Genomic DNA, 26,045 nt, shown 5'->3' with positions numbered 1-26,045 from the left:
CTTGAGCCACGCACCCTCTCCCGAGAAGCAGGCCGAACGCGCGCTAAGCGAATTGCGCATGGAGCTGTACCAGGCAGAGCAGCGCGTGATGGATGCACAAATGCACGCGGACTATTACCGCGCCCGTCTCACATTCCTGGAAGACGTCGTCAAGAAGGGCATCGAGCGCGTCTCCGACCAGCGCAAGGGCAAGCAGGAAAGCGCCCACGCATTGCGCGCCGGTCTCAAGTTCACGGCCGAGCTGTGGCGCGAATCGCAATCGCGCGACTCGCACATGCTCAAGCGCCGCACCGCAATGTCCTTCATCGACCCGCACGACGCACAGGTCGACGACTCGCACGCGCCGAAGATCCACCACTTCTCGAAGATCCCAGTGGATTCGCAATTCGACGACAACGTGAGTGCCCTGCCCTCCAAGCACGCCGCGGCGGAGAAAGCGTAGCGCGTGAACTGGCCGGGGCGGCCAGCCCGCACGGCCAGTGCGTCAGGTACGTCGACACGTTCGGCTCCGTGTGCAGGCGGTGGCGCCTACGGTGCCACCATCGAGACGCCGTATTGCGCAAAGATACGCTGCAGCTCGCCGCTGGCGCGCAGTGCATTGAGCGCGCTCTCCAGCGCCTGCGCCAGTTCGCGCTGATCCGCCTTGACGGCCATGCCGATTGCCCAGCCGCGTGCGGGCAGCAGCGGCGACTGCAGCTCGGTCGCCACAAAGCGTGTGGCAGATTGATTCTGCGTCTTCAGCGCGCTTTCATATTGCGCCCGCGTCACCATTGCCGCGGCAATCTGGCCGGAGAACAGCGCATGCAGGACCTCGTTGGCCTCCGGATAGATCTTCACCTTGTCGCGCAGGGCGCCGTTGGCGCTGGAAAGCAGCGCGCTCGCACCGCCCGATCCCTGCTCGGCGCCAGTCGCCTGGCCGGCGAGGTCTTCGAAACGGCTGACCCTGTGGACGCGCTCGCTGTCGTACACCAGCACGTAGCCTTCGCGAAGGTACGGCGCGAAGATCAGCACCTGGCCATTCTGGCGTATGAAATTCGGGTCGACCGGCACATGCAGCATCACATCGGCTGGGCCGTACCCCAGGTAATGCCCCTTCCAGACCATGTTGCGCAGGTCGCCCGACATGCCGTCGTCATCCGCATCAAAGGGAAGCAACGACGCGGACAGCCCCATCTGCTTGCCGAGCGCATTGGCAAGCGCCACGTCGATGCCGCTGAATTGCCCCCCGACGTTATCGGAGAACGGCGGTAGACCCTTGTACAGGGCGACCTTCAGGGCGCCGCTCTGGCGGATCTTCGCCATATCGGCGTGCGCCGGCGCGGCGCTCACCACCATGGCTGCCGCGGCAAGCAGGAGGCTGGCAAGGCGGCGAAAAACTCCGGCCGCGGCCAACCGAGAACGGGCGTTCATGAGACATCTCCAGGCGGAAAAAATGAGCGAGCCGACGCACACGAAGGCAGGAACAGCGCCGGCTCGCAAAGCTGCCAGCTGTGGCTGGCCGACCTACTACTCCTGTACGCGGCGCGATTCCAGATACGTCTTGATCGACCAGACCGCTTCCTGGGTCAGCACGCCTTCGAACGGCGGCATGTAGACACGGCCGTCGCGCGTGCGGCCGTGGCGGACGGTGGCTGTGAAGTATTGCGACACCTCTCCGTAGCAAGCCTCCTTCTTCTTGGCGTCGGCCAGCGACATGCAGTCGGTGTCGAGCTTGCGCAGGTCGGGCGCGATCCCGCCGGAGATGGCCTCCAGCCCATGGCAGCGCGCGCAGTTCTGGTTGAACCCGGAGGAGCCGATCCGCAGCGCTTCGTCATGTGCGGGCCCCGTCCTGTATGGATTGTCCTGACGCCAATCGGCGCCGAGTTGCGGTAAGGTGTGTGTGTCTACGGCTTGCGGCGTGACATCGCCGTGAGCGGATGCGGCTGCGGGCAATCCCCCGGCCAGAAGTGCGCAGGCAGAAAGCAGCGCGAGCGAGTTGCGAGGCGTTTTCAAGAGTGTCTCCTTGTTGTCGTTGAAACGATTTTTGGAGGCATTTCTGCAAGAGCCATACCAAGTCGAAAATCTGCCGGGAGACACGGCCAACATGCGCCAAACGCTCCGGATATCGGATGCATCGGTTGGCACAGGTGCTCAGGAATGCAACACCCTGGCAAGGGTCTTGCTTCATGGCGCAACACTTCCGGTTCGCACCCTGGTTAAATGAGGCGATCCGGGCGACCCGCACATAGATTGCGGGCGAGGTTTTAGGAGACACACCATGACCCCTCACGCGGCAGCCGACCCGCGCGCTTCCGAGAACGCCCCGGCCACGCTCGGCGACGCCCCGAACGATCAGCCCGAACTGATCGCGCAGTCGCACGAGCGATCCAAGTCCTACGGCCTGCGGCCCTATGAATCGCCCGATTTCTGCCCGGTGCTGCACAACGAGCTGAAGACCGAGATCGAGCGCAGCCAGTCGCTGTTCACGCACGCGCTGCCCGTGATGGAGACGCTCTACAGCCAGATCGTCAACACGCAAAGCATGGTGATCCTGACGGACACCTCGGGCCTGATCCTGCATTCGATGGGGGACGACGATTTCCTGGCCCAGGCCAGCAAGGTGGCCCTGCAGCCGGGCGCGCTGTGGTCGGAGGCGAGCCGTGGCACCAACGCCATCGGCACGGCGCTGGCCGATGGCAAACCCACGCTGGTCCACGGCTCCGAGCACTACTTGCAAGCCAACCAGTTCCTCACCTGCTCGTGTGCGCCGATCTTCGATCCGTATGGCGCCACCGTGGGTGCGCTCGACGTGACGGGTGACCATCGCGGCTTCCACAAGCACACCATGGCGCTGGTGCGCATGTCGGCGCAGATGATCGAGAACCAGTTGTTCGCCAACACGTTCCAGGACGTGGTGTGCATCCACTTCCACTCGCGCCCGGAATTCATCGGCACGCTGGTCGAGGGCATTGCGGCCTTTACGCCGGCGGGGCGTTTCCTGTCAGCCAACCGCAGCGGCGAATTCCAGCTTGGCCTGTCGATCCGCGCGCTGCATGCACATACCTTTTCGTCGCTGTTCGGGCTGTCGATGTCGCAGTTGATCGACCGGGAACGCAGCGCAGCGGCAGGCGTCATGCAGCTGCAACTGCCCAGCGGTGTGAAGGTGTTTGCGCGCGTCGAATGGAAGCGGCCGGCCAACCGCATGGTGGGCGGCCCAATTGGCGCCGATCTCTCGATCGACCGCGACACGGCACCGCGCCGGACCTACATCGAGCCATCCCGGCAGCCGGCAAGCCTGGAGGCGCTGGATACCGGCGACGCGCAGATCCAGACCGTGATCGGCAAGCTGCGCAAGGTCATCGGCAAGGACATCCCTGTCATGGTCCTGGGCGAAACCGGCACCGGCAAGGAACTGCTCGCGCGCGCCATCCACGCCGACAGCCCGCGCCATGCCGGTCCCTTCATCGCCGTGAATTGCGCGTCGATTCCGGAAGCGCTCATTGAATCAGAACTGTTCGGCTACGAAGAAGGTGCCTTTACCGGCGCGCGCAAGAAGGGCGGCATCGGCAAGATGGTGCTGGCCAACGGCGGCACGCTCTTCCTCGACGAGATCGGCGACATGCCGCTGCACCTGCAGGCCCGGCTGCTGCGCGCCCTGCAGGAGCGCGCGGTCTCGCCGCTGGGTAGCAACAAGCTCATCCAGGTGGACGTGGCGGTCGTATGCGCGACCCACCGCAATATGCGCGAGATGGTCGCCAGCGGGCAGTTCCGCGAAGACCTCTACTACCGCCTGAACGGTCTGGTCGTGCGCCTGCCGGCATTGCGCGAGCGCACCGACCTGGACGTGGTGGCCGACAAGCTGCTGAAGCTTGAACAGGCCGACGCGCCCCCTATCAGCGAAGCCGTGATGCAGATGTTCCGCAGCTACCACTGGCCCGGCAACATCCGCCAGCTCGGCAACCTGCTGCGCACCGCCCGGCTGATGGCCGAAGGCGCGCCGGAAATCACCGAAGACCATCTGCCCGACGATTTTCTTGAAGACTGGCAGGCGCGCCATGGCGACCAGCCGGCTGCGGACAATGCGCCGGCGCCGGCAGCAGCCGTGCCGCCGGTCACGCATCAAGCCGTTGGCGGCCCGCAGCCCAAGCGGCTTGCCGATGTGGAATGCATGACCATCATGGCGGCCGTGAAGGCGCACAACGGCAATATCTCGGCCGCTGCGAAGGCGCTCGGCATTTCACGCAACACGATCTACCGCAGGATTGACGAGGCCGGCGGCTTGCCCTCAGACACCGACTGACCACGCCGACGCACGGATGGCGGCGCCCAGCGCTTTCGCCATCTCCCCCACCGCCAGGTGCCCGCCCGGCACCCACACCAACCGCGCATGCGGTATCGCTGCAGACAACCGCAGCGCATTCCGGGGGCGGCAAACGTTGTCTTCCCGCCCATGCAGCAGCGTCACCGGCAATCCCCTCGCGCCGATACGCGCAGCCGCCCGCAGCAACGCCGATTTCCCGAGCCCCGCCCGCCGATACAGGTAATGCGCCTGCAACCGGTACTTGCGCACCAGGGCCATGCGCTGTTGCCAGGTTTGGCGACGTGCCTGCGGCTGCAGACCCAACAAACGATGTTCCGCGCGCTGCCACGCCCTGGCGATGTTCAATTTCTGAACAGTTGTCCCAAGCTGCAACATGTCTGTTGCAACGTAAAGGCGACCACGGGCCGCGGGAAAACCCTCGCCTCGCCCGTCGATGCTTTGCAAGAGATCACGGCCGGCGCCGCGCGCGTTAAACAGCGCCTGCACATCGTCGAAACCGGTCAGGAAAGCGCCGCGCAGTACCAGTGCCGATACGGCATCGGGAAAGCGATCGGCGTAGGCCAGTGCCAGCGCTGCGCCCCACGAGCCGCCAACCACGCCCCAGCGCTCAATGCCAAGTGCGACGCGCAGTTGCTCAAGATCGGCCAGCAGCGCCGTCACCGTATTGCGCCGTAGTGTGCCGGCCGGTCGTGACCGACCCGCGCCGCGCTGGTCCGGCAGCACGGCGCGATGCAGCAGTGGATCGAACCACGCGGCCATCGAGGGCGCGCAACCGCTGCCCGGGCCGCCGTGCAGCACCAGCCACGGCTCACCGCTGTCGCGGCCGCATTGGCGCACATGCAGGCAATGGCCGTCCGGTGTGCGCAGATTGATGCGAGCAGACGTGGTTGGCCAGTCGGAAGTGGGCATGGATGTTGCCTTGATGACGATGCGGCTGTGTTCGGCAAACGCCTGCGTCAGCCGCTGAACAACGCAGTGCACTCACTAACTATGCCAACCCTCAAGGAGGAGACATGAACTGGACAACGCCCGCCTATACCGAACTGCGACTCGGGTTCGAGATCACCATGTACATCGCCAACCGCTGATGCTGCGCGGCTGAGCACGCAAGGCTCCACAGGCCCGCCGGTTCTTCACGGCGGGCTTTTTTTTTCGACTCGCGGCTCGCATGCCTTTTCGCCATCCCCTGGCCGACTTCTTGCTCAATCCGCCCGACACGTTGGAATTGCATCATGACAATACTCAGGGTTCTCGGCTCGGCCGCCGGCGGCGGTTTCCCACAGTGGAACTGCAACTGTCGCAACTGCGACGGCGTGCGGCGCGGCACCGTGCGTGCCACCCCCCGCACGCAGTCGTCCATCGCACTCGGCGACGACCAACACAACTGGATCGTGGTGAATGCCTCGCCGGACATCCTCGCGCAACTGCGCAGCTCACCGGCGCTGCAACCCGCGCGCGCGCCGCGTGATACGGGCATCGTGGGCGTCGTGCTGATCGATGCGCAGATCGACCACGTGACCGGCTTGCTGATGCTGCGCGAGCATCGCCAAGCGCTGCCCGTCTATGCCAGCGCGGCCGTCATCAGCGATCTGTCCACCGCCTTCCCGCTCACGCGCATGCTGTCGCACTACTGCGGGCTCGACACGCGCGCGCTGGCGCTGGACGGCACGGCGTTCTCGGTGCCTCCGCTCGACGACGTGGCGTTGACGGCGATCCCGCTGGAGAGCAAGGCTCCGCCCTACTCGCCCAGCCGCAACGCGCGCCGCGTGGGCGACAACATCGGCTTGCGCATTGTCGACAGAAAGAGCGGCCGGCGGGCGTTCTACGCGCCCGGCCTTGCCCGCGTCGAACCACATGTGTTCGACGAAATGGGCGCGGCCGACGTAGTGCTGGTGGACGGCACCTGCTGGCAAGACGACGAGATGCTCGCCCTTGGTTTTTCAACCAAGACGGCAGCCGACATGGGCCACCTCGCGCAATCCGGCCCGGGCGGCATGATCGATGTGCTCGACCAGTTGCCGGCAACGCGCAAGGTGCTCATCCACATCAACAACACCAACCCGATCCTCGATGAAGACTCGCCGCAACGGCGCGAGTTGGAGGCGCACGGCATCGAGGTGGCTTACGACGGCATGGAAATCTCGCTATGACACACCCTGTTGCCTGGACTGCCGAAGACTTCGAGGCGCGACTGCGCGCGAAGCAGGCGGGCTATCACATCCATCATCCGTTCAACCTGCGCATGCGCGCTGGCGAATGCACGCCGGAGGAAATCCGCACGTGGGTTGCGAACCGCTTCTACTACCAGGTCAACATCCCGCTCAAGGATGCGGCCATCCTGTCCAACTGCCCTGACCGGGCAACGCGGCGCGAGTGGATCGTCCGCATTCATGACCACGACGGCGACGAGTCACAGCCGGGCGGCATCGAGAGCTGGGTGCGCTTAGGCGTTGCCGTGGGCCTGACGCGCGATGCACTGTGGTCTCACCGGCATCTGCTGCCCGGCGTGCGCTTTGCGGTGGATGCGTATGTGAACTTTGCGCGCCGAGCGCCGTGGCAGGAGGCGGTGTGCTCGTCGCTCACGGAGATGTTCGCGCCGGACATCCACAAGGAACGGCTGGCCGGCTGGCCCGATCAATACCCGTGGGTGCAGCCAGAGGGGCTTGCGTACTTCCGCTCGCGCATTCCGCTGGCCTCGCGCGACGTCGAGCACGGCCTGCGCGTGACACTCGACTACTTCCGCACGCCCGAGCAGCAACAGCGTGCGCTGGACATTCTGCAGTTCAAGCTCGACATCCTCTGGTCGATGCTCGATGCCATCCAACAGGCCCACGCCCATGAGCCCTCCCTTGTCTGATCCGGCCCACCCCATGCTGCACCGGACCTTCCGGCTGCAATGGGAAGACATGCAGCAGAGCTGGGTACTGCTGTACCCCGAGGGCATGGTCACCCTCAATGACAGCGCCGCTGCGATCCTGCAGCGCTGCGACGGTGCCCATACCCTCGACATGCTGATCGATGACCTGCAATCCGCCTTTGGCGTGCAGGGCATCGCTCCGGAGGTCCACGCCTTTGTCAAACATGCATTCGAACGCGGCTGGCTCGTTTGAGGCCGAATCGCTGCAGGCGCCGGCAGCTGCGCCGATGCCCGGTCCACCGCTCTGGCTGCTGGCCGAGCTGACCTACCGCTGCCCGCTGCATTGCGCCTTCTGCTCCAACCCGGTCGACTACACACAGCACGATCGGGAACTCACCACCGAGCAGTGGTGCGATGTGTTCACCCAGGCGCGGGCGCTGGGCGCGGTGCAGCTCGGGCTGTCGGGCGGCGAGCCGCTATTGCGCAAGGATCTCGAAACGCTGGTCGCGCATGCGCATGGGCTCGGGTTCTACGTGAACCTCGTGACGTCCGGGGTGGGCCTGACCGATGCGCGGCTTGGGGCGTTGCGCGCTGCGGGGCTCGACCATATCCAGTTGTCGTTCCAGGACTCCACGCGTGAGATGAACGACTTTCTGTCGAGCACGCGCACCTTCGATCTGAAGCGCCGCGTGGCGGATCTGATCAAGGCCCACGGTTATCCGATGGTGATGAACTGCGTGATGCACAGGCACAACCTGCCGCACGTGGGTGCCATCATCGACATGGCGCTGGAGATCGGCGCCGAATACCTGGAGCTTGCCAACACGCAGTACTACGGCTGGGCATGGGAGAACCGGCTGGCGCTGATGCCAACGCTGGAGCAACTGCGCGACGCCGAGGCCGTCGTGAACGACTACCGGACCCGCATTGGCAGCCGATGCCAATTGCTTTACGTCGTGCCGGACTACTTCGAGCAGCGCCCGAAGAAGTGCATGAACGGCTGGGGCACAACATTCCTCGGCATCGCGCCGGATGGCGTTGCGCTGCCCTGTCACTCCGCGCGCATGCTGCCGGAGCTGGAGCTGCCCAACGTGCTCAGCCAGCCGCTGCGCGACATCTGGCGAAGCAGCGACGCCTTTCAGCGCTTTCGCGGCACGCACTGGATGCCGGAGCCGTGTCAGTCATGTGAATCGCGCGAGGAAGATGCGGGCGGCTGCCGCTGTCAGGCGTACCTGTTGACGGGCGATGCGACACGCACCGACCCGGTGTGCGGAAAGTCGGCAGATCATGGCGCGCTGCAGCAGGTGGTGCTGCAAGGCCGGATGGCTGCAATAAACGGGTTCGGGCAGATGCGGGACACCCGTACCGGTGAAGTGCCGATCGTGTTCCGGACGGATGCAAATTCGCGCCGGCTGACACAGCGATAAAGCGCGGTCATGGAAGAAAAGAAAGGGCCGGACAATGCCGGCCCTCTTCCCTTGCGAGCGACGTAGACGCTCAGGAGCCTGAACTTAACACCCAGGCCACGAGTTGCTTCGCCTCGTCTTCCTTGAGGTCGGGATGCGCGGGCATTGGGATACGGCCCCATGTGCCCTTGCCGCCTTCGCGTACTTTCTGCGCCAGCCTGGTCGGCGCATCAGCATCGCCCTTGTACTTGGCAGCCACGTCGGCAAAGGCTGGGCCGACGATCTTGGCATGCATGCTGTGGCACGAGAAGCAGCCGCTCTTGTCGGCCAGGGCCTGCATGTCGGGGGCGGCATGGGCGGGTGCCGCGCCAATTGCTGCGCACGCTACCGCCAGCAACGAAAACACTCCATTACGCATGATCACGATCTGAAACTCCATGAAGCTGTGCGAGAGGCTGCGCGCCGCAAAGGACGCGCAGCGCTCAACTCAGCACGTCAGTTCTTGTGCAACTTGAACACCCAAACCGAACCGCCCTGCTCCAGGAAGTTCACGCGCTTGGCCACTTCACCGCCCCACAGCGGCACTGCACCACCCCAGCCCGACACCACGGCCACGAACTGCTCGCCGTTGTCTTCCCAGGTGACGGGCGGCGCAACGATGCCGCTGCCGGTCTGGAATTCCCAAAGCTCCTTGCCGGTCTTGGCATCGGCCGCCTTCAGATAGCCCTCGGGCGTGCCCCAGAACACCAGGCCGCCGGCAGTCGTCATCACACCACCCCACAGCGGGGCGTTGTTCTTGATCTGCCATTCGATCTTGCCGGTCTTGGGGTTGATCGCGCGCAGTGCGCCGATGTAATCCTCATTGAGAGGCTTGATGGTGAAGCCGGCGCCCAGGTAGGCCGCGCCCTTCTTGTAGCTGACGGGCTCGTTCCAGATCTCCATGCCCCACTCGTTGGCGGGCACGTAAAACAGACCGGTTTGCGGGCTGTAAGCCATCGGCATCTGGTTCTTGCCGCCCAGAAAGCCGGGCTCGGCAAACACCGACTTGCCCTTTTTGTCTTCACCCGTGGCTTGCGCCGGATCGCCTGGCCGGTGGTCCGGTGCATAGTTCGGGCGGCCGGTCTTGAGGTCGATGCTGGTGGCCCAGTTGACCTTCACGAACGGGAACGCGTTGAGCAGCTTGCCGCTCTTCGCGTCGTTCACGTAGAAGAAGCCGTTACGGTCAGCCTTGCCGCCGACGCGCTTGCCGTCCATGTCGAACGTCACGAACTCGTTCACGCCGTCGAAATCCCAGCCGTCGTTCGGTGTGTTCTGGTAGTGCCAGACGATCTTGCCGGTGTCCGGGTTGATTGCCAGCGTCGACGACGAATACAGGTTGTCGCCCTTGCGCAGGTGGCTGTTCCACGGCCCCGGGTTGCCGGTACCAAAGTAGACCAGGTTGGTCTGCGGGTCATACGTGCCGCCCAGCCACGTCGATGCGCCACCGGTCTTCCACGTCTCGCCGGGCCAGCTCGCGTTGAGCGTGCCCGTCATGCCGTTCTCGGTCTTGTTGCCGTCCTTGTCGTACTTGTAGCCCATGTGGCCTTCGACCGTCGGACGGGACCAGATCAACTGACCGGTCTTGGCATCGCGCGCTTCCACACGGCCCACCACGCCAAACTCGCCACCCGACACGCCCGTCAGTACCATGCCCTTCACGATCAGCGGTGCGGCGGTCGTCGAGTAGCCGGCGGCGTAGTCTTCGATCTTCTCTTTCCAGACGATCTTGCCGGTGTCCTGATTGAGCGCGATCAGTTGCGCATCCAGCGTGGAGAAGATGACGAGGTTGTCGTACAGCGCGGCGCCACGGTTGACGACGTCGCAGCAAGGCATGATGCCTTCTGGCAGACGCTGCTCGTACTTCCACAGCTTCTTGCCGGTCTTCAGGTCGATCGCATAGATGCGCGAGTACGACGCGGTGACGAACATCTTGCCGTTGTAGATCAGCGGCTGGGCTTCCTGCCCGCGCTGCTTCTCACCGCCAAACGAGAACGACCATGCCGGCACGAGCTGGCTGACATTCTTCGTGTTGATCTTGGTGAGCGTCGAGAAGCGCTGCCCTTGCGTACCCATACCCCAGGTCAGCACGTCGTTCGACGATTTCGCGTCGTTCTCGATCATGGCATCGGTAACGGGGGGCGTTGCCGCGTGCACGGCAACACTTGCTGCCGCCATCGCAGCCGCAAGTGCAATCACTCGTAGTGTCCTCATTCTTGTCTCCTCTACCTCTATTTATGGTCCAGGTCCGGCAGTGTGATGTCACACCGGTCGGACTCAGGGCAAATCCCGTGCCATCAAAAAACGCCGTGAAATCACGGTTTCAACCGACTTGCAGTGCGGTGTTGCGTGCCATACCGCAACACATCGCGTGTTCTGTTGCGAAATGGAGCAACGCAATGAACGCAGCCCGCGAAGACCGCGGCCTACAGCGCGCGGGAGCGCCGGCCAGGCAACATGCGCTGCATACACCGCTGTGCATCGAGCCATTGGTGCTTGATCACTCCGGCAACGTGGAAGGCAACCAGGCAGAGCAGCAGATCGGCCGTCGTGCTGTGTACCGTGTAGAACATGTGCTGCAGTGCGCTGTCGACCCAACCCCAGCGCGGCAGCGGCACGCCCCAGAAGCGCGTTCCATATTGATTGAACGAAGACCCGAAGTAGCCCGACAGCGGCATGACGACCATGCACATGTAGAGCAGGCGGTGGGTGATGCGCGCAAGCTCCGCCTCCCAGCAGTGCAGCCCCGGAATCGAAGGCGGCGCAGCACGGCGCAGGCGCACGGCCACGCGCCACGCGATTACCAGCGCCGCCGTCAGGCCGAGCGATTTATGCAGATTCACCCAGGCAGCCTTGCCGGGCGCGCCCTTGGCCAACCCGGTCATGTAGTAGCCCAGCGCAAACAGCCCGCATAGCAGCAATGCGCTCACCCAATGCAAAGCGATCGGCAGGCCCGCGTAGGCAGGCGCCATTGCGGGGGTGGGTCGATCAGCGCGGCGCATCAAGCGTGCCCACCGAGGTTGGATAGGTCACCACGCCCCAGGGCAGCTTGTAACCCGGGAGCGTATCGACGACCTCGCGCTTCTGCGCGTCGATCACCTGCACACTGTTCGACCGGCCGCAGGCAAGCAGCAGCTTCTGCTCGCCGGGCGTGAAGCTGAAATGCCAGCAACGCTTGCCCACCGGAATGGTGGCCACCGGTGCGAAGGTACGGGCATCGAACACCTGCAGCTGATCCGCTCGGCTGGCGGCCACCCAGAGGTATCGGCCCTCTCGGTCAAACGCGATACCGTACGGCCCCTGCCCAGTAGGCACTGTCTTGATCGGCTTGAAAGCGGCGTCGAGCAACAACAGGTTGTTCGAGTTTTCCAGCGTCACCACATAGGTCTTTCCATCCGGCGCGATCTTGATGCCGCGCGGCCGATTGCCGAACGGCGCAACATCCACCCGCCGGATCTGCTTGAGCGTGGACAACTCATAGACGCCGACCGTGTTGTCACCCTCGTTCGCCACCAGCAGCAACCTGCCCCCCGGTGAAAATTCGATGGCTTCGGTCTCGCGGGCGGCCTTGATGCGGCCAACCACGGCCCACTGGCTGAGATCGATGATTGCGACTTCAGCGGGGGCTTCATCCTTCTCGGCCTCCTCGCCTTTCCCGGCACGGTCGTTCTTGGCCGGCGGCCCACCTTCCGACGAAGGCTCGTAGGTGACGAACGCCCGGCGGCCATCCGGCGAGATGCGCATGAATTCGACATTCCTGCCGACCGCGATGCGCTTGACCTCCTTACGCGTGCCCGTATCGACCACCGACACATCGGCGCTGCCCTGGTTGGCCGTCAGCAGCCAGCGGCCATCGGGGGTGACTGCAAGGCCGCGCGGGTCCTTGCCCACGGCAACCTCGTCAACCTGTTTGAGCGTGCGTGCATTCAGCACGGTCACACCGCCCCCCTGATTCGTGACATACGCGATGGGGTCCGGCACCTCGGCAACCGCCTGCAGCGTCGATACCAAACCCACGCTGATCAACGTGGCAATCCGGATGTAATAGGTCAATGCATTCATGATCGTCTCTTCGAAGGGGCTCAGTCCTTGTCGGCACCGGAGGCCTTGCCTCCAAATGAATACGTCAGGCCAATCCAGATTGCGCGTGGTGACGCCGGCGTCATGAACTGCTGCGTCGCCAGCGTGTAGATGCTCCGGGTGCCCGAGAGGCCGTACGTGGAATAGCGCTTGTTGAACAGGTTGCTGATGTACGCCGAGATTTCGAGGTTGCTTGTCGGCTTGTAGTGCAGGTTCAGATTGACGAGGCCGTAGCCGGCCACCTGGCCGTTCGGGTCGGCATTGCTTTCGTTGCCGTGCGCGATCTGCTTGCTGACCAGGATCACGTTCCCGCCCATCGACAGGTTCGGGCTGAAGGCGTACGACGCGCCAAGCTTGAGCGTCTTCGCGGGGATGCCCGGGATCTTGTTGCCGCTGACCACGTTCTGCCCGCTGGCCGTGGTGAATGCCGACTTGTAGATTGCATCGACATAACCAAAGTTGGCCGACAACGACCACTTGTCGATCTTCGTGCTCGCGCCCAGTTCAAAGCCGCGCCGCTCGGTCTTGCCGACGTTGGCGAAGTAGCCGTAGGTGTTTGACGTGGCGATGAACTGGATGTCATTGCTGAGGCGCGAGTCATAGACAGACGCGCTCCAGTAGGTGGACTTGCCGAGCTTTCCGCGGCCGCCGAACTCGATGGTCTTGGCCACCACGGGCTTGAGGTCCGGATCACCGTTGAACCCGGTCGGCAGCGAGCACGGGCTGTTTGGATCGGCGCAAGACAACTCGATCGATGTCGGCGCGCGCATCGATTCGCTATAGCTGCCGAAGATGCCCTGCCCCGCCCCAAGGTCGTAGTTGAATCCCAATGCCGGGTTGAACCGGTGGTAATGGTGCGAGCCGGCCAGACTGTTGGTTTCCGGCCCCGCCACCGCCCCTGCCGGAACTCCGTTCGGGGTGGATGCCACACCCGATCCAGCGTTCGAATACCGATAGGCGTTCGCATAGCCGGGGTTGTAGTACGACACGCCCGATACGTCATCCGTCCAGGCGTAACCGCCGTCACCGTTCAGGTATTTGTTGTTGGCGCCACCCTGGTTGAGGGTGGTGTAGTTGAAGCTTCCGGATGCCGTCACGCTCAGCTTTTCCGTCACGCTCAACGTATCGGTGAAATACGCGCTGAAGTTGTTGACGTTGGACGACAGGTTGACCGCGCCGATCACGTTGCTGCCTGTGAACAAAGCCGGGTTCGATGTCGACGGTGCCGATCCATTAGTGGTGAATCCGTACTCCTGATTGGGAATCACCACGGCCTGATAGTTGATCAACCGAGCCAGGTAAGTGGTCTGATCGTACGTGATGCGCGAATGGTCGAACGCACCACCGAACGTGAACGTATTGTTGCGTCCCGCCAGTTGGCTGAAGTTCGACCACTGCAGGGAGGAGCCCACCGTGTCCTCATGCGTGGCGGAATCGACGACGCTCGTGTTGATGGCGTTCGTCCAGCGGCCGTAGCCCAGCGCCAGCGCATTGGCGCCGGTCACGGCATTCACTGCCGTGCCGTTCGGCGCCCTGTTCGCGCATTGGTAGCCGGTGATGCCACCTACGGTGGTCGTCGCCAGCGAGCCGTCGTCATTGAAGCAGCCGTCGTCCAGCTGCGCGTTGCTGTTGACGTTGTGCAGGTTGGCCTTGCGGTAGTAGACGCTACCGGCCAGTTGATTGGTGTCGTTCAACCAATGGCTGCCCTTCAGGTTCAGCATCGCCATCCGGTTTGAGATGGTGTCGGGCCACGTATAGGCTGCGCTGCGGTTGGCCATCATGTCCATCGGCAGCGACTGCGTGCCGCTCAGCGAGGTATCTGCCAGTGCAGCTGACAGTTCCAGTTGGGTAGCGCCGTCGTTGCCGTGCCACCGCGCCTTTCCATACAGTTGCTTGACCTCGGAACCTGAGTGGTCACGAAAGCCGTCCTGCCGGTCGAAGTTGCCGGCGACGAAGTAATCGGTGCCGTGCGCCTTGTCAGCACCGCCGGTCTCGAAGCTCAGCGCCCGGCGGCCAAACGACCCGCCCAGCGCCTCGATCGACGTGCCCGCGTTGTCCTTTCCGTTCTTGGTGTTGACGACAAGCGCGCCGCCCAGGGTGTTGAGGCCGAACATCGGATTGGAGCCCGGCAGGATGTTGACGCTGGACATCGCGTTCATGGGAATGAGATCCCAGTTGACGATGGAGCCGAAGGGCTCGTTCATCCGCACGCCATCAAAGTAGACCGACACGCCAATGGGCACGCCCAGCAGCGAAGACACCTGAAACCCGCGGTAGTTGATGTCGTTCTGGTACGGATTGCCCGACCCATTGCTGATGCTGACCTGGCCGAGGTTATCGTTCAGCAGGTCCGCCAGATTCGAGCTGCGTTGCTCGCGCGCATCCTTTGCGCTAATGCGCTGCGCATTGGCAGGGAACTGCGACAGCGGAACGCCAATGCTGTCGATCGGGGTTGAGCCGACGACCTGGGCGGTGGGCAACGCCACCGCAATGATCTGGTCTTCGGCAAAGGCCGGCGAGTACAGGCCCGCGGCAGCGAGCGCCGCCACCCCGCCGGCCAGACGCGGCCCGGCGTTACGCAGACGGCTGGCGTCCTTCCCCGAACGGCTGGTATTCGAATGCACGGAGTGTCTCCCTGGTGTTTCTCGCTCGCCGAGCCCCGGTGCGCCAACGGCATGTCCGGAAGTCGAAGCGTGGCGAGGACTATTCCCCGCTGGGAATCAGCGGCGATGGGGGTGACACCTGCGCGCGTTGCGGCAGTGCATGTGGTGGGCGCATGGCCATGTCTCCTCTTCTTTTCTCGCCGGCGAGGTCTTTGCCTCGCAGGTCAGCGGCTGGCGCACGGGTGTCGATGACCATGCGCCAGCCGTCCCGCTACACCATCAGAAGAAGCCCAGCGGGTTGGTGTCGTAGCTCACCAGCAGGTTCTTGGTCTGCTGATAGTGGTCGAGCATCATCTTGTGGGTCTCGCGGCCCACGCCCGACTTCTTGTAGCCACCAAACGCCGCGTGCGCCGGATACAGGTGGTAGCAGTTCGTCCACACGCGTCCCGCCTTGATGGCGCGACCCACTCGGTACGCGCGGTTGATGTCGCGCGTCCACAGACCGGCGCCCAGGCCAAAGTCGGTGTCGTTGGCGATCTGCAGGGCCTGTGCCTCGTCCTTGAACGTCGTCACGGCAATCACCGGGCCGAAGATCTCTTCCTGGAACACACGCATGCTGTTGTCGCCCTTGAGCAGCGTCGGCTTGATGTAGTAGCCCTTCGACAGATTGCCGGGCAGCACTTCCACGTCGCCACCGACCAGGCATTCGGCACCTTCCTCCTGCGCGATCTCTAGGTAACTGCGGATCTTGTAGAACTGCTGCTCCGAAGCCTGCGCGCCAACCATGGTCTCGGTGTCGAGCGGGTCACCGCGCTTGATGGCGGCCACCTTGGTCATCACCGCATCCATGAAGCGGCTGTAGATGGATTCCTGCACCAGCGCGCGCGACGGGCACGTGCATACCTCGCCCTGGTTGAAGAAGCCCAGCACCAGGCCTTCGGCGGCCTTCTCGATGAAGCTCGGCTCGGCCTGCATGATGTCTTCGAAGTAGATGTTGGGCGACTTGCCGCCCAGCTCCACCGTCGACGGGATGATGTTTTCGGCCGCGCACTTCATGATGTGCGAGCCCACCGGCGTCGAGCCCGTGAAGGCGATCTTCGCAATGCGTTTGCTGGTGGCCAATGCCTCGCCGGCTTCCTTGCCGTAGCCGTGCACGACGTTGAGCACACCTGCCGGCAGCAAATCGCCAATCAGTTCCATCAGCACGCAGATACCCAGCGGCGTCTGCTCGGCCGGCTTGAGCACCACGCAGTTGCCAGCAGCCAGTGCAGGCGCCAGCTTCCATGCCGCCATCAGCAGCGGGAAATTCCACGGGATGATCTGGCCGACCACGCCCAGCGGCTCGTGGATGTGATACGCCACGGTGTGCTCGTTGATTTCGGCAGCGGAACCCTCTTGCGCACGAATGCAGCCGGCGAAGTAGCGGAAGTGGTCCACGGCCAGCGGAATGTCGGCGTTCAGCGTTTCACGCACGGGCTTGCCGTTGTCCCACGTTTCAGTCACGGCCAGCAGTTCGAGGTTCTGCTCGATGCGGTCGGCGATCTTCAGCAGGATCAGCGAGCGGTCCTGCACCGAAGTGCGCCCCCAGGCGTCAGCGGCAGCATGCGCGGCGTCGAGCGCGCGGTCGATGTCTTCAGCGGTCGAGCGCGGGAACTCGCCGATCACCTCGCCCGTCACCGGCGTGGTGTTGGTGAAGTACTGGCCCTTGACCGGCGACACGAATTCGCCACCGATGAAATTGCCATAGCGCGGCTTGAACGAAACGATGGCGCCGGGAGTGCCGGGATGAGCGTAACGCATGGGTTGTCTCCTGATGTTTGAGTGATGACCGCAGCGTCGTTGTCTGCGCTGTGTCCGGTCGTCATCTGCAAAACCCGGGCCATCCCCTGCGGCGGATGCTGCATCCACTCCCAATCGCTTGTTCACGCCAATTGGCCTGCGAGAGTGCTCCAGAATGGAACAACAGGTGTTGCAAAGCTCAACGCCCCATCACCTGAACACCCGATGGACGCGCGTGCGGACACACCGCTTGCATGGCATGACTTTCGCAACATGGGCCTTTCACCTGAACCTGCCAAGGCACACGATGAGAACGGCTTCACTCCATGCTGCCGCTGCCGCGCTGGCCGCTGCGTGCCTGTCCTGGCCGGCCCGCGCCGAGACGAATATCGACCCGGCGGGCTCCCCGCTCTGGCCGACGATTCAGCAGGAGGTGTTTGGCGCGGCGCGAACAACGTTCGACAGCCGCATCAGGATCACCGGGCCGGCATTTGCGGAAGACCCGATGCAGGTGCCGATTGCGTTTGACGCGTCGGCGCTCGGCAAGGTGGAGCGCATCGTCGTCGTGGTCGACCGCAACCCGATCCGCAAGGTGCTGGAATTCGCGCCGATGCACGTGCGCCCGGCGCTGTCGTTCCGGTTCAAGCTGCAGGAGGCCTCTGCGGTGCGCGTTGCGGCGCGTACGCAGGACGGTGTGTGGCATGTCGGCACCTTGCAGGTGGACGCCACCGGCGGCGGCTGCACGCTGCCCGGGGCCACCCGCCAGAACTCCACGTGGAGCACCACGCTGAACCAGGTGGAGTCGCGCGTGTTTCCGGGCTTCAACGGCGCAGGCAGCCGCATCCGCCTGCGCGTGATGCATCCGATGGACACGGGCTTGCTGGCAGGCATTCCATCCTTCCATATCGAGCAGCTCAACCTGCTCGATGCCCGGCGGCAGCCCATGCTTGAACTGGCGCTGTACGAGCCCGTGGCCGAGAACCCGATCTTCTCGTTCGATCTGGATGGCCCCGTTGAACGCGGCATCAGCGTGGCCGGCGTCGACAACAACGGCAACCGCATCCGCGCACAGGTGACACGATGAACCGACGGCACCAACGGTTGGGGCTCCTGCTGCTGTGCCTGGCGATGTTGACTGCCAGCGCGCGCGCAGAGAGCCCCGATTACCACCTCGTACCGCACCCGGTTGCGCCCGGCGTCTGGGTGCTGGAAGGCGCCAACGCAGATTTTTCGGCGCGCAACGGCTGCAACATCATCAACACCGGCTTTATTGATACGGGCGACGGCGTGCTCGTCATCAACACCGGGCCGTCGCTGCTGTACGGCGAACAGCAGCGCCAGGCCATCCGCACAGTCACCTCGGCGCCGGTGCGCTGGGTGTTCAACCTCAACCTGCATCCCGACTATTTCTTCGGCAACCAGGCCTATGCGGATATCGGCGCCCAGGCGCTGCCCGGCACCATTGCCGGTGCGCAACGCGAAGGCGCGGCCTATGCCGACAATCTCTACCGCATCTGCGGCGCGTGGATGCAGAACACGGTATCCACACCGCCGGGCGTGCCATTGACGCCCGGCACACGCACCATGGGCAGCCACCGCATCGACCTCATCCGCCTCGATGGGCATACCGATGATGATCTCGTCTTGGTGGACCGGACCAGCGGTGTCGTCTTCGCCGGCGGCATTGCCTTTCGAGACCGGATTCCCACCACGCCGCACGCCAACATTGCGCATTGGCTGGCCAGCCTCGATCGGTTGCAGAAGATCGTTGCCGACAGCGGCGCGCGCATGTTGATCCCCAGCCACGGGCCCGCGCTCGGCAAGGCAGATGCCATTGCACAGACACGTCAGTACCTGCAGTGGCTCGATGCACGCATGCGCCGCGCGGCCGCAGAAGGACGCGACCTTGCAGAGGTGATTGCCATGCCGGTAGACGCGCCCTACGCGCAATGGGGCGGAATGCCCGCGGAGTACGTGCGCAACGTGACCCGCTTCTACCCACGCTACGAGAACGCCGCGCTGGCGCCCTGACATGGCGCCAGACCCCGCGCGGCGACGCTGGATGCGCATCATGCTCGCGACCCTGATCAATCCGGCGCCGACGGCGTCTGCGGCACCCGCCCGCGTTACGCTGTTGCGTCTGCAGGATGGCCTGTACGCTGCGCGCGCTGTCAACGCAGAAGCCTCGCGCGGGAATGCCGGAGAAGTCGTGCCCACGCTGGTGCACACGACCGGCAACGGCGTGCTTGTGGTGGACCCGGGCCCGCACGCGCGATGGGGACACCATCTGATCGCGGCCATCCGGCACATCACGGCTGAACCGATCCGCTGGGTGGTCAACACGCACGCGCACCCGGAGCACGTGCTCGCCAACGCGGCGTTCGCGCAACTGCAGCCGCGCCCCGCCTTCCTGGCATCGGCCGCCACCACCGACCTGATGCGCCAGCGTTGCCAGACCTGTCTGGCGCGGCTGACCGCCCTGCTCGGTGCGCGCGTCATGCACGAAACGCAGATCGTCTATCCCGAACCCGCATTGCGCGATGGCGATTGGCTGCACACCGGCAAGACAGCCTGGCAAGTTCACGTCTGCACAGCTGCGCACAGCGCTTCCGACACGGTGCTGTACGCGCCGCAGCGCGGCGTGCTGTGCACGGGTGGCCTGGCATATCGGCAGCGCATTCCCGACCTGCAGGACGGCTCGCTGGTCGGTTGGCGGCAAGCATTGCATGCGCTTGTTCAATTGCCCGCCACCATCGTCGTCGGCACCGCCATCGGCACACCGGCGCAGATGCTGCAACCAACACTCGCCTATCTCGACATGCTCGATAGCGCGATCACGCAGGCCATTGAAGCCGGGGGCGATGCAGCACGCGCGCTCGCGTACGTCCCGGGCGACGCCTATCGCGACTGGCGAAACTTCGACCCCCGCCATGCGCTGAACGTCGGACGTGCATGGCGCGAGCTCGAAGATCGCTGGATGCAAAGCGCGCCAAGGGTCTGACTGCGGCTGCTCCACTGCGCAACAGAGAGCGGACATGTGTTGCACCAACTGTCCCGCCACGCCACATCGCACGCACAGCCGCGGGCATCCGCAAACGTTAAGCAACGGACTGCAACTCCGTGCAATGCGCGGCGAACGTCGTGGTACGCATATTGCAAAGTCCCGCCGACGTTGAGCGCGCGCCCCGCGTGTTTGGCGCCAACACCGCATGCGTCCGAGCCAATTCAATGGACGCATCACACAACGACAATACGGAGACAACATGCAGAACACACGCCTTCGACCCTGCGTCCTGACCGCCATTGCTGCCGCCCTCGGCTGCGCAGCGAGCGGCGCCATCGCACAATCGTCGGTCACGATCTACGGCACAGTCGATGCCGGACTCCAGTATCAAAACCGCAGTGCGGCCGGCGGCAGCATCACCGAAGTGCATTCGGGCGGCATCAGCCCGAGCATCTGGGGCCTCAAGGGGTCGGAAGACCTGGGCAGTGGGTTGAAGGCCAACTTCAACCTCGAAGGGCATTTCAGCAGCGACACCGGCACGCTCACCACCGGCCCCGGCTTCAGCTCCGAGCTGTTCCGCCGGCAAGCGAACGTTGGCCTCAGCGGCAACTGGGGAGCGATCACGCTTGGGCGCCAGTACAGTCCGGCGCTCATCGGTACGATCGGCACGGAAGTGCGCGGCTTCAAGGAGCAGTTCTCGAACCTGTACGGCTGGGCCTACAACCAACTGCCCGCACCGGGCAACGCGATGGGCGCCGGCACCAACCCCGGCAACGATGTGGGCGTGTTCATTGGCAACGCACTGCAGTACTCCAACAACTTCGGCCCCGTGTGGCTGGGCGTTGCGTATTCATTTGGCGAGACCGCCGGCAGCTTCAAACGCGGCAATGAACTCTCGCTGGGTGCCACGTACACGGGCCCGGTCACAGTCGGCCTGGGCTATCAGTCAACGGCGGACAGTGGCACGGGCGAGACCCTCAGCCGCTTGTGGAGCGCAGGTGTGGCCGTGCCTTTCGATGCCTTCACGGGCCGGCTGAACTACATCGGCGTCACCAACAACGCGCCGACCGGCCAACGCGTATCGGACGTCAAATCGATCGGCGCCGGGCTCGACTACAAGTGGAGCCCCGCCAATACCGCCACGCTGGCCGGCTACTACAGCAAGTACGAAAGCGGCGCGCACGACAGTTCCACCAAGTCGATCGTGCTAAGCAACGACTACGCATTCTCCAAACGCACCACGCTGTATGCGCAGCTCGTGTACGTGAATGCGGGCGCGGTGGGCACGGCCGATCCGCTGGAAAGTCTCAAGACGTCGATCGTGGCGGGCGGTACGGCGCCGGGCGCGAAGACGGTGCTGGCGGGTGTGGGGCTGAAGCATTCGTTCTGAGCCGTACCTGAGCAGAAAAAACCCTTGGCCAACACCAAGGGTTTTTTTTCGCCCCTCAGACGCGAAGCATGAATCCTGACGCAGCGCATGGTCTGGGCGGGTGATCCGCGTTACGCTCACGTATCCTTAACATCACGATTCCTGCCTGCCGCTGTCACCCGGCGGGCGCTCATTGGAGGTGCCTTGATTCGCGTCCTGCCTGCCTTTGTACTGGGCACGCTTAGCTCGATCCTGCTGGCGTTGAACACGCTGTTCTGGAGCGCACCGCTATTCATGCTCTCGGCGTTCAAGCTGCTGGTGCCGGCAGCGGCGGTCCGCCGCCGGATCGACCCCGTGCTCAACTGGGTCGCCACGTGCTGGATCGGTTGCAACAATGCCTGGATCGGCGTGCTGCAACGCGAGCCGTGGAGCGTGGAAGGCGCCGACAACCTGCGCTATGCGGGCTGGTACTTGGTCAATTGCAACCATCGGTCGTGGGTGGACATCTTTGTGCTGCAGCGGGTGTTGAACCGGCGCATCCCGCTGCTGAAATTCTTCCTCAAGCAGCAGTTGATCTACGTGCCGGTCATCGGCCTGGCCTGGTGGGCGCTGGATTTCCCGTTCATGCGTCGGCACTCCAAAGCGGCGCTGCGCAAGCACCCCGAGCTGCGCAATCAAGACCGCGAAACCACGCGTCGCGCCTGCGCCAAGTTCGCCCACGTGCCGACCAGCGTCATGAACTTTGCCGAAGGCACGCGATACACCCCCTCAAAGCACCGGACGCAATCGTCGCCCTATCGCCATCTGCTCAAGCCGAAGGCTGGCGCGCTGGCCTTGACGCTCAATGCCATGGGTGGGCGGTTCCAGTCGCTGCTCGATATCAGCATTGCCTACCCGGACGGCACACCAAGCTTCTGGCAACTGGCCAGCGGCCAAGCCGGCCGGGTGATGGTGCATATCCGCGAGCTGCCGATCCCGCCGGATTTCTGCACGCACGACTACAGCACCGACGCCGCCTTCCGTAGCGATTTCCACCGCTGGCTCGCCCAGCTCTGGGAAGAGAAGGACCAGCAGATTGAAAACATGCTGGCGCGGGCGGCAAACCGCGCAGCGTGACCGCCGGTATCGACGCATTCTTCGCCAGACGAAATCTAAGCGCCAAACAAAAAGCCCCTTGGTCGTAAAACCAAGGGGCTTTTGCTACTGCTGGCGGAGAGGGTGGGATTCGAACCCACGGTACCGTCGCCGGTACGCCTGATTTCGAGTCAGGTACATTCGACCACTCTGCCACCTCTCCGGTAACTGGGTCGCTGAATCGCGAAACCGCGACTATAACAGAATTTTTCCGGCCAGATCAAGAGGGTCGGCGCCACTCGATCAAACTGCCGGCTTCAGCACTTCCTGGCCGCCCAGATACGGGCGCAGCACCGCCGGCACCGTGACCGAGCCATCCGCATTCTGGTAGTTCTCCAGCACGGCCACCAGCGTACGGCCCACGGCGAGGCCCGAACCGTTGAGCGTATGCACCAGCTCCGGCTTGCCCTGCGCGTTGCGGAAGCGCGCCTGCATGCGGCGCGCCTGGAAGTCGCCCATGTTCGAGCAGGAACTGATCTCGCGGTACGTGTTCTGCGCCGGAATCCACACCTCGATGTCGTACGTCTTGGTGCTGCCGAAGCCCATGTCGCCGGTGCAAAGCACGACGGTGCGGAACGGCAGTTCGAGCTTGCGCAAGATGTTCTCCGCGCAGTTGGTCATGGCGTCCAGCGCCGCGGCCGAGGTTTCTGGCTGCACGATCTGCACCATCTCAACCTTGTCGAACTGGTGCTGGCGGATCATGCCGCGCGTGTCCTTACCGTACGACCCGGCTTCGGAACGGAAGCACGGCGAATGCGCCGCGAACATCATCGGCAGCGCGTCCGCGGCAACAATCTCATCGCGCACGAGGTTTGTGAGCGGCACTTCGGCGGTCGGGATCAGGTAGAAGTTCTCGACGCGTTCACCGTCTTCCTCTTCTGCACTGTGCCCCATCTTGCGCGGCACGCGGAACAGGTCTTCCTCGAACTTCGGCAACTGGCCGGTGCCACGCATCGACGCGGCGTTGACGATGTACGGCACGTAAGCCTCGGTGTAGCCGTGCTCCAGCGTGTGGGTGTCGAGCATGAACTGCGCGAGTGCGCGATGCAGACGCGCCACCTGCCCCTTGAGTACAGTGAATCGCGCGCCCGACAGCTTGGCGCCCGCGTCAAAATCCAGCCCCAGCGCGGCGCCCAGGTCTACGTGGTCCTTGACCGGGAAGTCGAAGGTGCGCGGCGTGCCTTCGCGGCGCACTTCCACGTTCTGCGTTTCGTCGCGACCGGCCGGCACGCTTTCGTGCGGCAGGTTCGGGATCGACAGCATCAATTCCTGCACCTTGGCCTGCACCACGTCGAGTTGCGCGGCAGACGCCTTCAGCTCGTCACCGATGCCCGACACCTCAGCCATCACGCCCGATGCATCCTCGCCCTTGCCCTTGAGCATGCCAATTTGCTTGGAGAGGCTGTTCCGGCGTGCCTGCAGCTCTTCTGTGCGGGTCTGGATGGCCTTGCGTTCCGCTTCAAGCGCGGCAAAGCCGGCCACGTCGAGCACGTAGCCGCGATCTTTGAGGCGCGCAGCGACGGCGTCGATGTCTTTGCGCAGCAGTTGGATATCAAGCATGGTGGAAAAAGGGAAACCGAAGATTGCGAGCGATCTGAATGATCGAAAAGGCCGATTTTATCGTACCGGCCCGTGGGGATTATTTGTTGCGAGAGGATTTGTCCTGCTGGGCATGCCACTGTGCATCCAGCTCGCGCAGGTGCCGCAGCTTCTCGCCGATCTTGCCTTCCAGGCCGCGCGGCGTCGGCACGTACCAGTTCTGCGCGGGCAGGTCGTCGGGAAAGTAGGTTTCGCCAGCGGCGTAGGCCTCGGGCTCGTCATGCGCGTAGCGGTAGGCGTGGCCGTAGCCAAGTTCTTTCATCAGCTTGGTCGGCGCATTGCGCAGATGCACGGGCACGTTGCGCGACTTGTCCTGGCTGACGAAGGCGCGTGCTGCGTTGTACGCGTTGTAGCCGGCATTCGACTTGGGCGCGATGGCCAGGTAGATCACGGCCTGGGCCAACGCCAGCTCGCCTTCCGGCGAGCCCAGACGCTCGTACGTTTCCGCGGCATCCAGCGTGATGCGTCCGGCACGCGGGTCGGCCAGCCCAATGTCTTCCCATGCCATACGCACGATGCGGCGCGCGAGATAGCGCGGGTCGGCGCCCCCGTCGAGCATGCGGCAGAACCAGTACAGCGCGCCGTCCGGGTCGGAGCCGCGCACGGATTTATGCAGTGCACTGATCTGGTCGTAGAACGCGTCGCCGCCCTTGTCGAAGCGGCGCAGGTTTTCCGACAACGCCGATGCCAGCAGCGCCTCGTCGACCACCGGAACGGTATCGCCCTCAGCCTGCGAACGCGCGGCGCGGGTGACGATTTCAATGTTGTTGAGCAACTTGCGGCCATCGCCATCGGCAGAGGCGACGATGGCGTCGACTGCGGCGGGGGCCCACTCCAGCCCGCCCAGCTCCTGGCGCGCTCGTTCGGCCAACTGCTTCAGCTCGTCGTCAGACAGGCTTTTGAGGACATACACCGCGGCACGCGAGAGCAATGCACCGTTCACCTCGAACGAGGGGTTTTCCGTGGTCGCGCCGATGAAGGTGAACAGCCCGCTTTCCACGTGCGGCAGAAATGCGTCTTGCTGGCTTTTGTTGAAGCGGTGCACCTCATCGACGAACACGAGCGTGCGGCGGCCATTGGCGCGGAATTGCTCAGCGCGCTCGACGGCCTCGCGGATGTCTTTCACGCCAGAGAGCACGGCCGACAGCGCGATGAATTCCGCATCGAACGCGTCGGCCATCAAGCGGGCCAGCGTGGTTTTTCCAACGCCGGGCGGGCCCCACAGGATCATCGAATGCGGCTCGCCAGAAGCGAAGGCCACGCGCAGCGGCTTGCCCGGCCCCAGCAGATGCTGCTGGCCGATCACTTCGTCGACAGAATGCGGGCGAAGGCGCTCGGCCAGCGGCATGTGGGCGGGCGCGTCCGGAAAGAGGGATGCGGAAGCGTTCATCCGGGGATTGTCGCAGAAACCGGGCGTAACCCCGGCGCCCCTTCGCGCGACGCGCGGTCAGTTTGACGCGCGCTGCACGAGCCCCATGAACGCCTTGGCCGGCAGCGGCCCATGACATGACTGCGCACCGCTGGGCGAGCGCAGGAGGAGCCAGACGCTCTCGCTGGCCGGCGGCTGAATCACGAACGGCTGACGCGCGGAAGCCTCGGGCAGGCGCGGATCAGCCGGCGTCTGGATCGGCACAACTTGCCCTGCGTGCCCCTTCACCAATGCGCTGCACTCGGCGCCAGGCAGCTCGGTCGCGTGCAGGAAATCCTTGTTGACCAAGGCTTCGGCCAGCACGGTGTCGGGCGCGGCGAGGAAGGAATCGACATCAAAACGGGACGCACCGGTGGAGGCGCATCCGGTAAAGACGGCTGCCGCTGACGCTGCGACAGCAAGAGCGGCCGCTCGGTGCAGCGGGGTGGTGAACGGCAAAGGCATGGTCG

The 26,045-nt window shown here is 64.2% G+C and carries 24 protein-coding genes and 1 tRNA gene; 12 read left to right on the top strand and 13 right to left on the bottom strand.

The window, feature by feature from the left end; all coding sequences use genetic code 11:
• Position 1 precedes the first annotated feature (1 nt).
• Positions 2-442 (top strand): hypothetical protein, encoded by a 441-nt coding sequence (locus DOD19_RS03510; RefSeq protein WP_239497953.1) that lies wholly within the window; start codon positions 2-4, stop codon positions 440-442.
• An 86-nt stretch (positions 443-528) separates the two neighbouring features.
• Here DOD19_RS03510 and DOD19_RS03505 read toward each other — a convergent pair whose 3' ends face one another.
• Both DOD19_RS03505 and pedF read right to left on the bottom strand, forming a co-directional pair.
• Positions 529-1,410 carry a transporter substrate-binding domain-containing protein gene (locus DOD19_RS03505; RefSeq protein WP_112184005.1) on the bottom strand — a complete coding sequence of 294 codons (882 nt, stop codon included), beginning with the start codon at positions 1,408-1,410 and terminating at the stop codon, positions 529-531.
• Between the two features lie 96 nt (positions 1,411-1,506).
• Positions 1,507-1,992, bottom strand: a complete 486-nt coding sequence (pedF, locus tag DOD19_RS03500) for a cytochrome c-550 PedF (RefSeq protein WP_024975100.1) — start codon at positions 1,990-1,992, stop codon at positions 1,507-1,509.
• A 265-nt stretch (positions 1,993-2,257) separates the two neighbouring features.
• Here pedF and DOD19_RS03495 point away from each other — a divergent pair, with 265 nt between their 5' ends.
• Positions 2,258-4,279 (top strand): sigma-54-dependent Fis family transcriptional regulator, encoded by a 2,022-nt coding sequence (locus tag DOD19_RS03495; protein ID WP_112184003.1) that lies wholly within the window; start codon positions 2,258-2,260, stop codon positions 4,277-4,279.
• Here DOD19_RS03495 and DOD19_RS03490 read toward each other — a convergent pair.
• On the bottom strand, positions 4,265-5,209 hold the full coding sequence (locus tag DOD19_RS03490; protein WP_112184325.1) for an alpha/beta fold hydrolase: 945 nt from the start codon (positions 5,207-5,209) through the stop codon (positions 4,265-4,267). The genes DOD19_RS03495 and DOD19_RS03490 overlap by 15 nt on opposite strands.
• Before the next feature lie 104 nt (positions 5,210-5,313).
• Here DOD19_RS03490 and pqqA point away from each other — a divergent pair, with 104 nt between their 5' ends.
• The 5 genes from pqqA to pqqE all read left to right on the top strand — a co-directional run bounded on the left by pqqA (position 5,314) and on the right by pqqE (position 8,584).
• On the top strand, positions 5,314-5,388 hold the full coding sequence (pqqA, locus tag DOD19_RS03485; protein ID WP_009277446.1) for a pyrroloquinoline quinone precursor peptide PqqA: 75 nt from the start codon (positions 5,314-5,316) through the stop codon (positions 5,386-5,388).
• Between the two features lie 144 nt (positions 5,389-5,532).
• On the top strand, positions 5,533-6,450 hold the full coding sequence (gene pqqB / locus DOD19_RS03480; RefSeq protein WP_024975097.1) for a pyrroloquinoline quinone biosynthesis protein PqqB: 918 nt from the start codon (positions 5,533-5,535) through the stop codon (positions 6,448-6,450).
• A complete protein-coding gene (gene pqqC, locus DOD19_RS03475) occupies positions 6,447-7,157 on the top strand; it encodes a pyrroloquinoline-quinone synthase PqqC (RefSeq protein ID WP_024975096.1) in 711 nt (236 codons plus the stop codon). Before pqqB ends, pqqC begins: the two co-directional genes overlap by 4 nt.
• On the top strand, positions 7,138-7,410 hold the full coding sequence (pqqD, locus tag DOD19_RS03470; RefSeq protein ID WP_024975095.1) for a pyrroloquinoline quinone biosynthesis peptide chaperone PqqD: 273 nt from the start codon (positions 7,138-7,140) through the stop codon (positions 7,408-7,410). Before pqqC ends, pqqD begins: the two co-directional genes overlap by 20 nt.
• A complete protein-coding gene (gene pqqE, locus DOD19_RS03465) occupies positions 7,382-8,584 on the top strand; it encodes a pyrroloquinoline quinone biosynthesis protein PqqE (protein ID WP_112184001.1) in 1,203 nt (400 codons plus the stop codon). The genes pqqD and pqqE overlap by 29 nt, the downstream gene beginning before the upstream one ends.
• Positions 8,585-8,654: 70 nt before the next feature.
• Here the strand turns inward: pqqE and DOD19_RS03460 are convergent, their stop codons facing one another.
• The 6 genes from DOD19_RS03460 to DOD19_RS03435 all read right to left on the bottom strand — a co-directional run bounded on the left by DOD19_RS03460 (position 8,655) and on the right by DOD19_RS03435 (position 17,082).
• A complete protein-coding gene (locus DOD19_RS03460; protein WP_024975093.1) occupies positions 8,655-8,987 on the bottom strand; it encodes a c-type cytochrome in 333 nt (110 codons plus the stop codon).
• A gap of 71 nt (positions 8,988-9,058) precedes the next feature.
• Entirely contained in the window at positions 9,059-10,813 is a 1,755-nt protein-coding gene (locus tag DOD19_RS03455) for a PQQ-dependent methanol/ethanol family dehydrogenase (RefSeq protein ID WP_112183999.1), read from the bottom strand.
• Positions 10,814-11,025: 212 nt separating this feature from the next.
• Positions 11,026-11,601, bottom strand: a complete 576-nt coding sequence (locus tag DOD19_RS03450; protein ID WP_112183998.1) for a cytochrome b — start codon at positions 11,599-11,601, stop codon at positions 11,026-11,028.
• A complete protein-coding gene (locus tag DOD19_RS03445; protein WP_112183996.1) occupies positions 11,588-12,661 on the bottom strand; it encodes a beta-propeller fold lactonase family protein in 1,074 nt (357 codons plus the stop codon). The genes DOD19_RS03450 and DOD19_RS03445 overlap by 14 nt, the downstream gene beginning before the upstream one ends.
• Before the next feature lie 20 nt (positions 12,662-12,681).
• A complete protein-coding gene (locus DOD19_RS03440) occupies positions 12,682-15,303 on the bottom strand; it encodes a TonB-dependent receptor (protein WP_112183994.1) in 2,622 nt (873 codons plus the stop codon).
• Positions 15,304-15,561: 258 nt separating this feature from the next.
• Positions 15,562-17,082, bottom strand: a complete 1,521-nt coding sequence (locus DOD19_RS03435) for an aldehyde dehydrogenase family protein (protein WP_024975088.1) — start codon at positions 17,080-17,082, stop codon at positions 15,562-15,564.
• A gap of 286 nt (positions 17,083-17,368) precedes the next feature.
• On the opposite strand from DOD19_RS03435, the gene DOD19_RS03430 reads away from it, so the two are divergent.
• The 5 genes from DOD19_RS03430 to DOD19_RS03410 all read left to right on the top strand — a co-directional run bounded on the left by DOD19_RS03430 (position 17,369) and on the right by DOD19_RS03410 (position 22,550).
• Entirely contained in the window at positions 17,369-18,145 is a 777-nt protein-coding gene (locus tag DOD19_RS03430) for a quinoprotein dehydrogenase-associated SoxYZ-like carrier (RefSeq protein ID WP_112183992.1), read from the top strand.
• The gene (locus DOD19_RS03425; RefSeq protein WP_024975086.1) at positions 18,142-19,092 is read left to right on the top strand and encodes a quinoprotein relay system zinc metallohydrolase 1; all 951 of its coding nucleotides are present in this window, start codon (positions 18,142-18,144) and stop codon (positions 19,090-19,092) included. Before DOD19_RS03430 ends, DOD19_RS03425 begins: the two co-directional genes overlap by 4 nt.
• Before the next feature lie 40 nt (positions 19,093-19,132).
• Complete coding sequence (locus DOD19_RS03420) at positions 19,133-20,062, top strand: MBL fold metallo-hydrolase (RefSeq protein ID WP_024975085.1); 930 nt, start codon at positions 19,133-19,135, stop codon at positions 20,060-20,062.
• A gap of 262 nt (positions 20,063-20,324) precedes the next feature.
• Positions 20,325-21,455 carry a porin gene (locus DOD19_RS03415; RefSeq protein ID WP_112183990.1) on the top strand — a complete coding sequence of 377 codons (1,131 nt, stop codon included), beginning with the start codon at positions 20,325-20,327 and terminating at the stop codon, positions 21,453-21,455.
• A gap of 183 nt (positions 21,456-21,638) precedes the next feature.
• The gene (locus DOD19_RS03410) at positions 21,639-22,550 is read left to right on the top strand and encodes an acyltransferase (protein ID WP_112183988.1); all 912 of its coding nucleotides are present in this window, start codon (positions 21,639-21,641) and stop codon (positions 22,548-22,550) included.
• A 91-nt stretch (positions 22,551-22,641) separates the two neighbouring features.
• Here DOD19_RS03410 and DOD19_RS03405 read toward each other — a convergent pair.
• From DOD19_RS03405 to DOD19_RS03390, 4 genes are all read right to left on the bottom strand, one after another.
• A tRNA-Ser gene (locus tag DOD19_RS03405) sits at positions 22,642-22,731 on the bottom strand.
• A gap of 80 nt (positions 22,732-22,811) precedes the next feature.
• Positions 22,812-24,128 carry a serine--tRNA ligase gene (gene serS / locus DOD19_RS03400; protein ID WP_112183986.1) on the bottom strand — a complete coding sequence of 439 codons (1,317 nt, stop codon included), beginning with the start codon at positions 24,126-24,128 and terminating at the stop codon, positions 22,812-22,814.
• A gap of 79 nt (positions 24,129-24,207) precedes the next feature.
• On the bottom strand, positions 24,208-25,515 hold the full coding sequence (locus DOD19_RS03395; protein ID WP_112184323.1) for a replication-associated recombination protein A: 1,308 nt from the start codon (positions 25,513-25,515) through the stop codon (positions 24,208-24,210).
• A gap of 99 nt (positions 25,516-25,614) precedes the next feature.
• The gene (locus DOD19_RS03390; RefSeq protein WP_024975080.1) at positions 25,615-26,040 is read right to left on the bottom strand and encodes a hypothetical protein; all 426 of its coding nucleotides are present in this window, start codon (positions 26,038-26,040) and stop codon (positions 25,615-25,617) included.
• Positions 26,041-26,045: the final 5 nt, after the last annotated feature.

Source organism: Ralstonia sp. GX3-BWBA (assembly GCF_003290055.1).
GTDB lineage: Bacteria > Pseudomonadota > Gammaproteobacteria > Burkholderiales > Burkholderiaceae > Ralstonia > Ralstonia holmesii.
The sequence above is the reverse complement of the archived record's forward strand: the minus strand, read 5'-3'. Positions and strand labels throughout refer to the sequence as shown.

Excerpts from the sequence above, each read along its gene's own strand:
- pqqC (WP_024975096.1), top strand. The coding sequence starts at position 6,447 with ATGACACACCCTGTTGCCTGGACTGCCGAAGACTTCGAGGCGCGACTG.
- DOD19_RS03505 (WP_112184005.1), bottom strand. The coding sequence starts at position 1,410 with ATGAACGCCCGTTCTCGGTTGGCCGCGGCCGGAGTTTTTCGCCGCCTT.
- DOD19_RS03455 (WP_112183999.1), bottom strand. The coding sequence starts at position 10,813 with ATGAGGACACTACGAGTGATTGCACTTGCGGCTGCGATGGCGGCAGCA.
- pqqE (WP_112184001.1), top strand. The coding sequence starts at position 7,382 with ATGCATTCGAACGCGGCTGGCTCGTTTGAGGCCGAATCGCTGCAGGCG.
- DOD19_RS03415 (WP_112183990.1), top strand. The coding sequence starts at position 20,325 with ATGCAGAACACACGCCTTCGACCCTGCGTCCTGACCGCCATTGCTGCC.
- DOD19_RS03445 (WP_112183996.1), bottom strand. The coding sequence starts at position 12,661 with ATGAATGCATTGACCTATTACATCCGGATTGCCACGTTGATCAGCGTG.
- DOD19_RS03430 (WP_112183992.1), top strand. The coding sequence starts at position 17,369 with ATGAGAACGGCTTCACTCCATGCTGCCGCTGCCGCGCTGGCCGCTGCG.
- pqqD (WP_024975095.1), top strand. The coding sequence starts at position 7,138 with ATGAGCCCTCCCTTGTCTGATCCGGCCCACCCCATGCTGCACCGGACC.
- DOD19_RS03435 (WP_024975088.1), bottom strand. The coding sequence starts at position 17,082 with ATGCGTTACGCTCATCCCGGCACTCCCGGCGCCATCGTTTCGTTCAAG.
- DOD19_RS03395 (WP_112184323.1), bottom strand. The coding sequence starts at position 25,515 with ATGCCGCTGGCCGAGCGCCTTCGCCCGCATTCTGTCGACGAAGTGATC.
- DOD19_RS03490 (WP_112184325.1), bottom strand. The coding sequence starts at position 5,209 with ATGCCCACTTCCGACTGGCCAACCACGTCTGCTCGCATCAATCTGCGC.
- DOD19_RS03390 (WP_024975080.1), bottom strand. The coding sequence starts at position 26,040 with ATGCCTTTGCCGTTCACCACCCCGCTGCACCGAGCGGCCGCTCTTGCT.
- pqqB (WP_024975097.1), top strand. The coding sequence starts at position 5,533 with ATGACAATACTCAGGGTTCTCGGCTCGGCCGCCGGCGGCGGTTTCCCA.
- DOD19_RS03420 (WP_024975085.1), top strand. The coding sequence starts at position 19,133 with ATGCTCGCGACCCTGATCAATCCGGCGCCGACGGCGTCTGCGGCACCC.
- DOD19_RS03495 (WP_112184003.1), top strand. The coding sequence starts at position 2,258 with ATGACCCCTCACGCGGCAGCCGACCCGCGCGCTTCCGAGAACGCCCCG.
- DOD19_RS03450 (WP_112183998.1), bottom strand. The coding sequence starts at position 11,601 with ATGCGCCGCGCTGATCGACCCACCCCCGCAATGGCGCCTGCCTACGCG.
- DOD19_RS03425 (WP_024975086.1), top strand. The coding sequence starts at position 18,142 with ATGAACCGACGGCACCAACGGTTGGGGCTCCTGCTGCTGTGCCTGGCG.
- serS (WP_112183986.1), bottom strand. The coding sequence starts at position 24,128 with ATGCTTGATATCCAACTGCTGCGCAAAGACATCGACGCCGTCGCTGCG.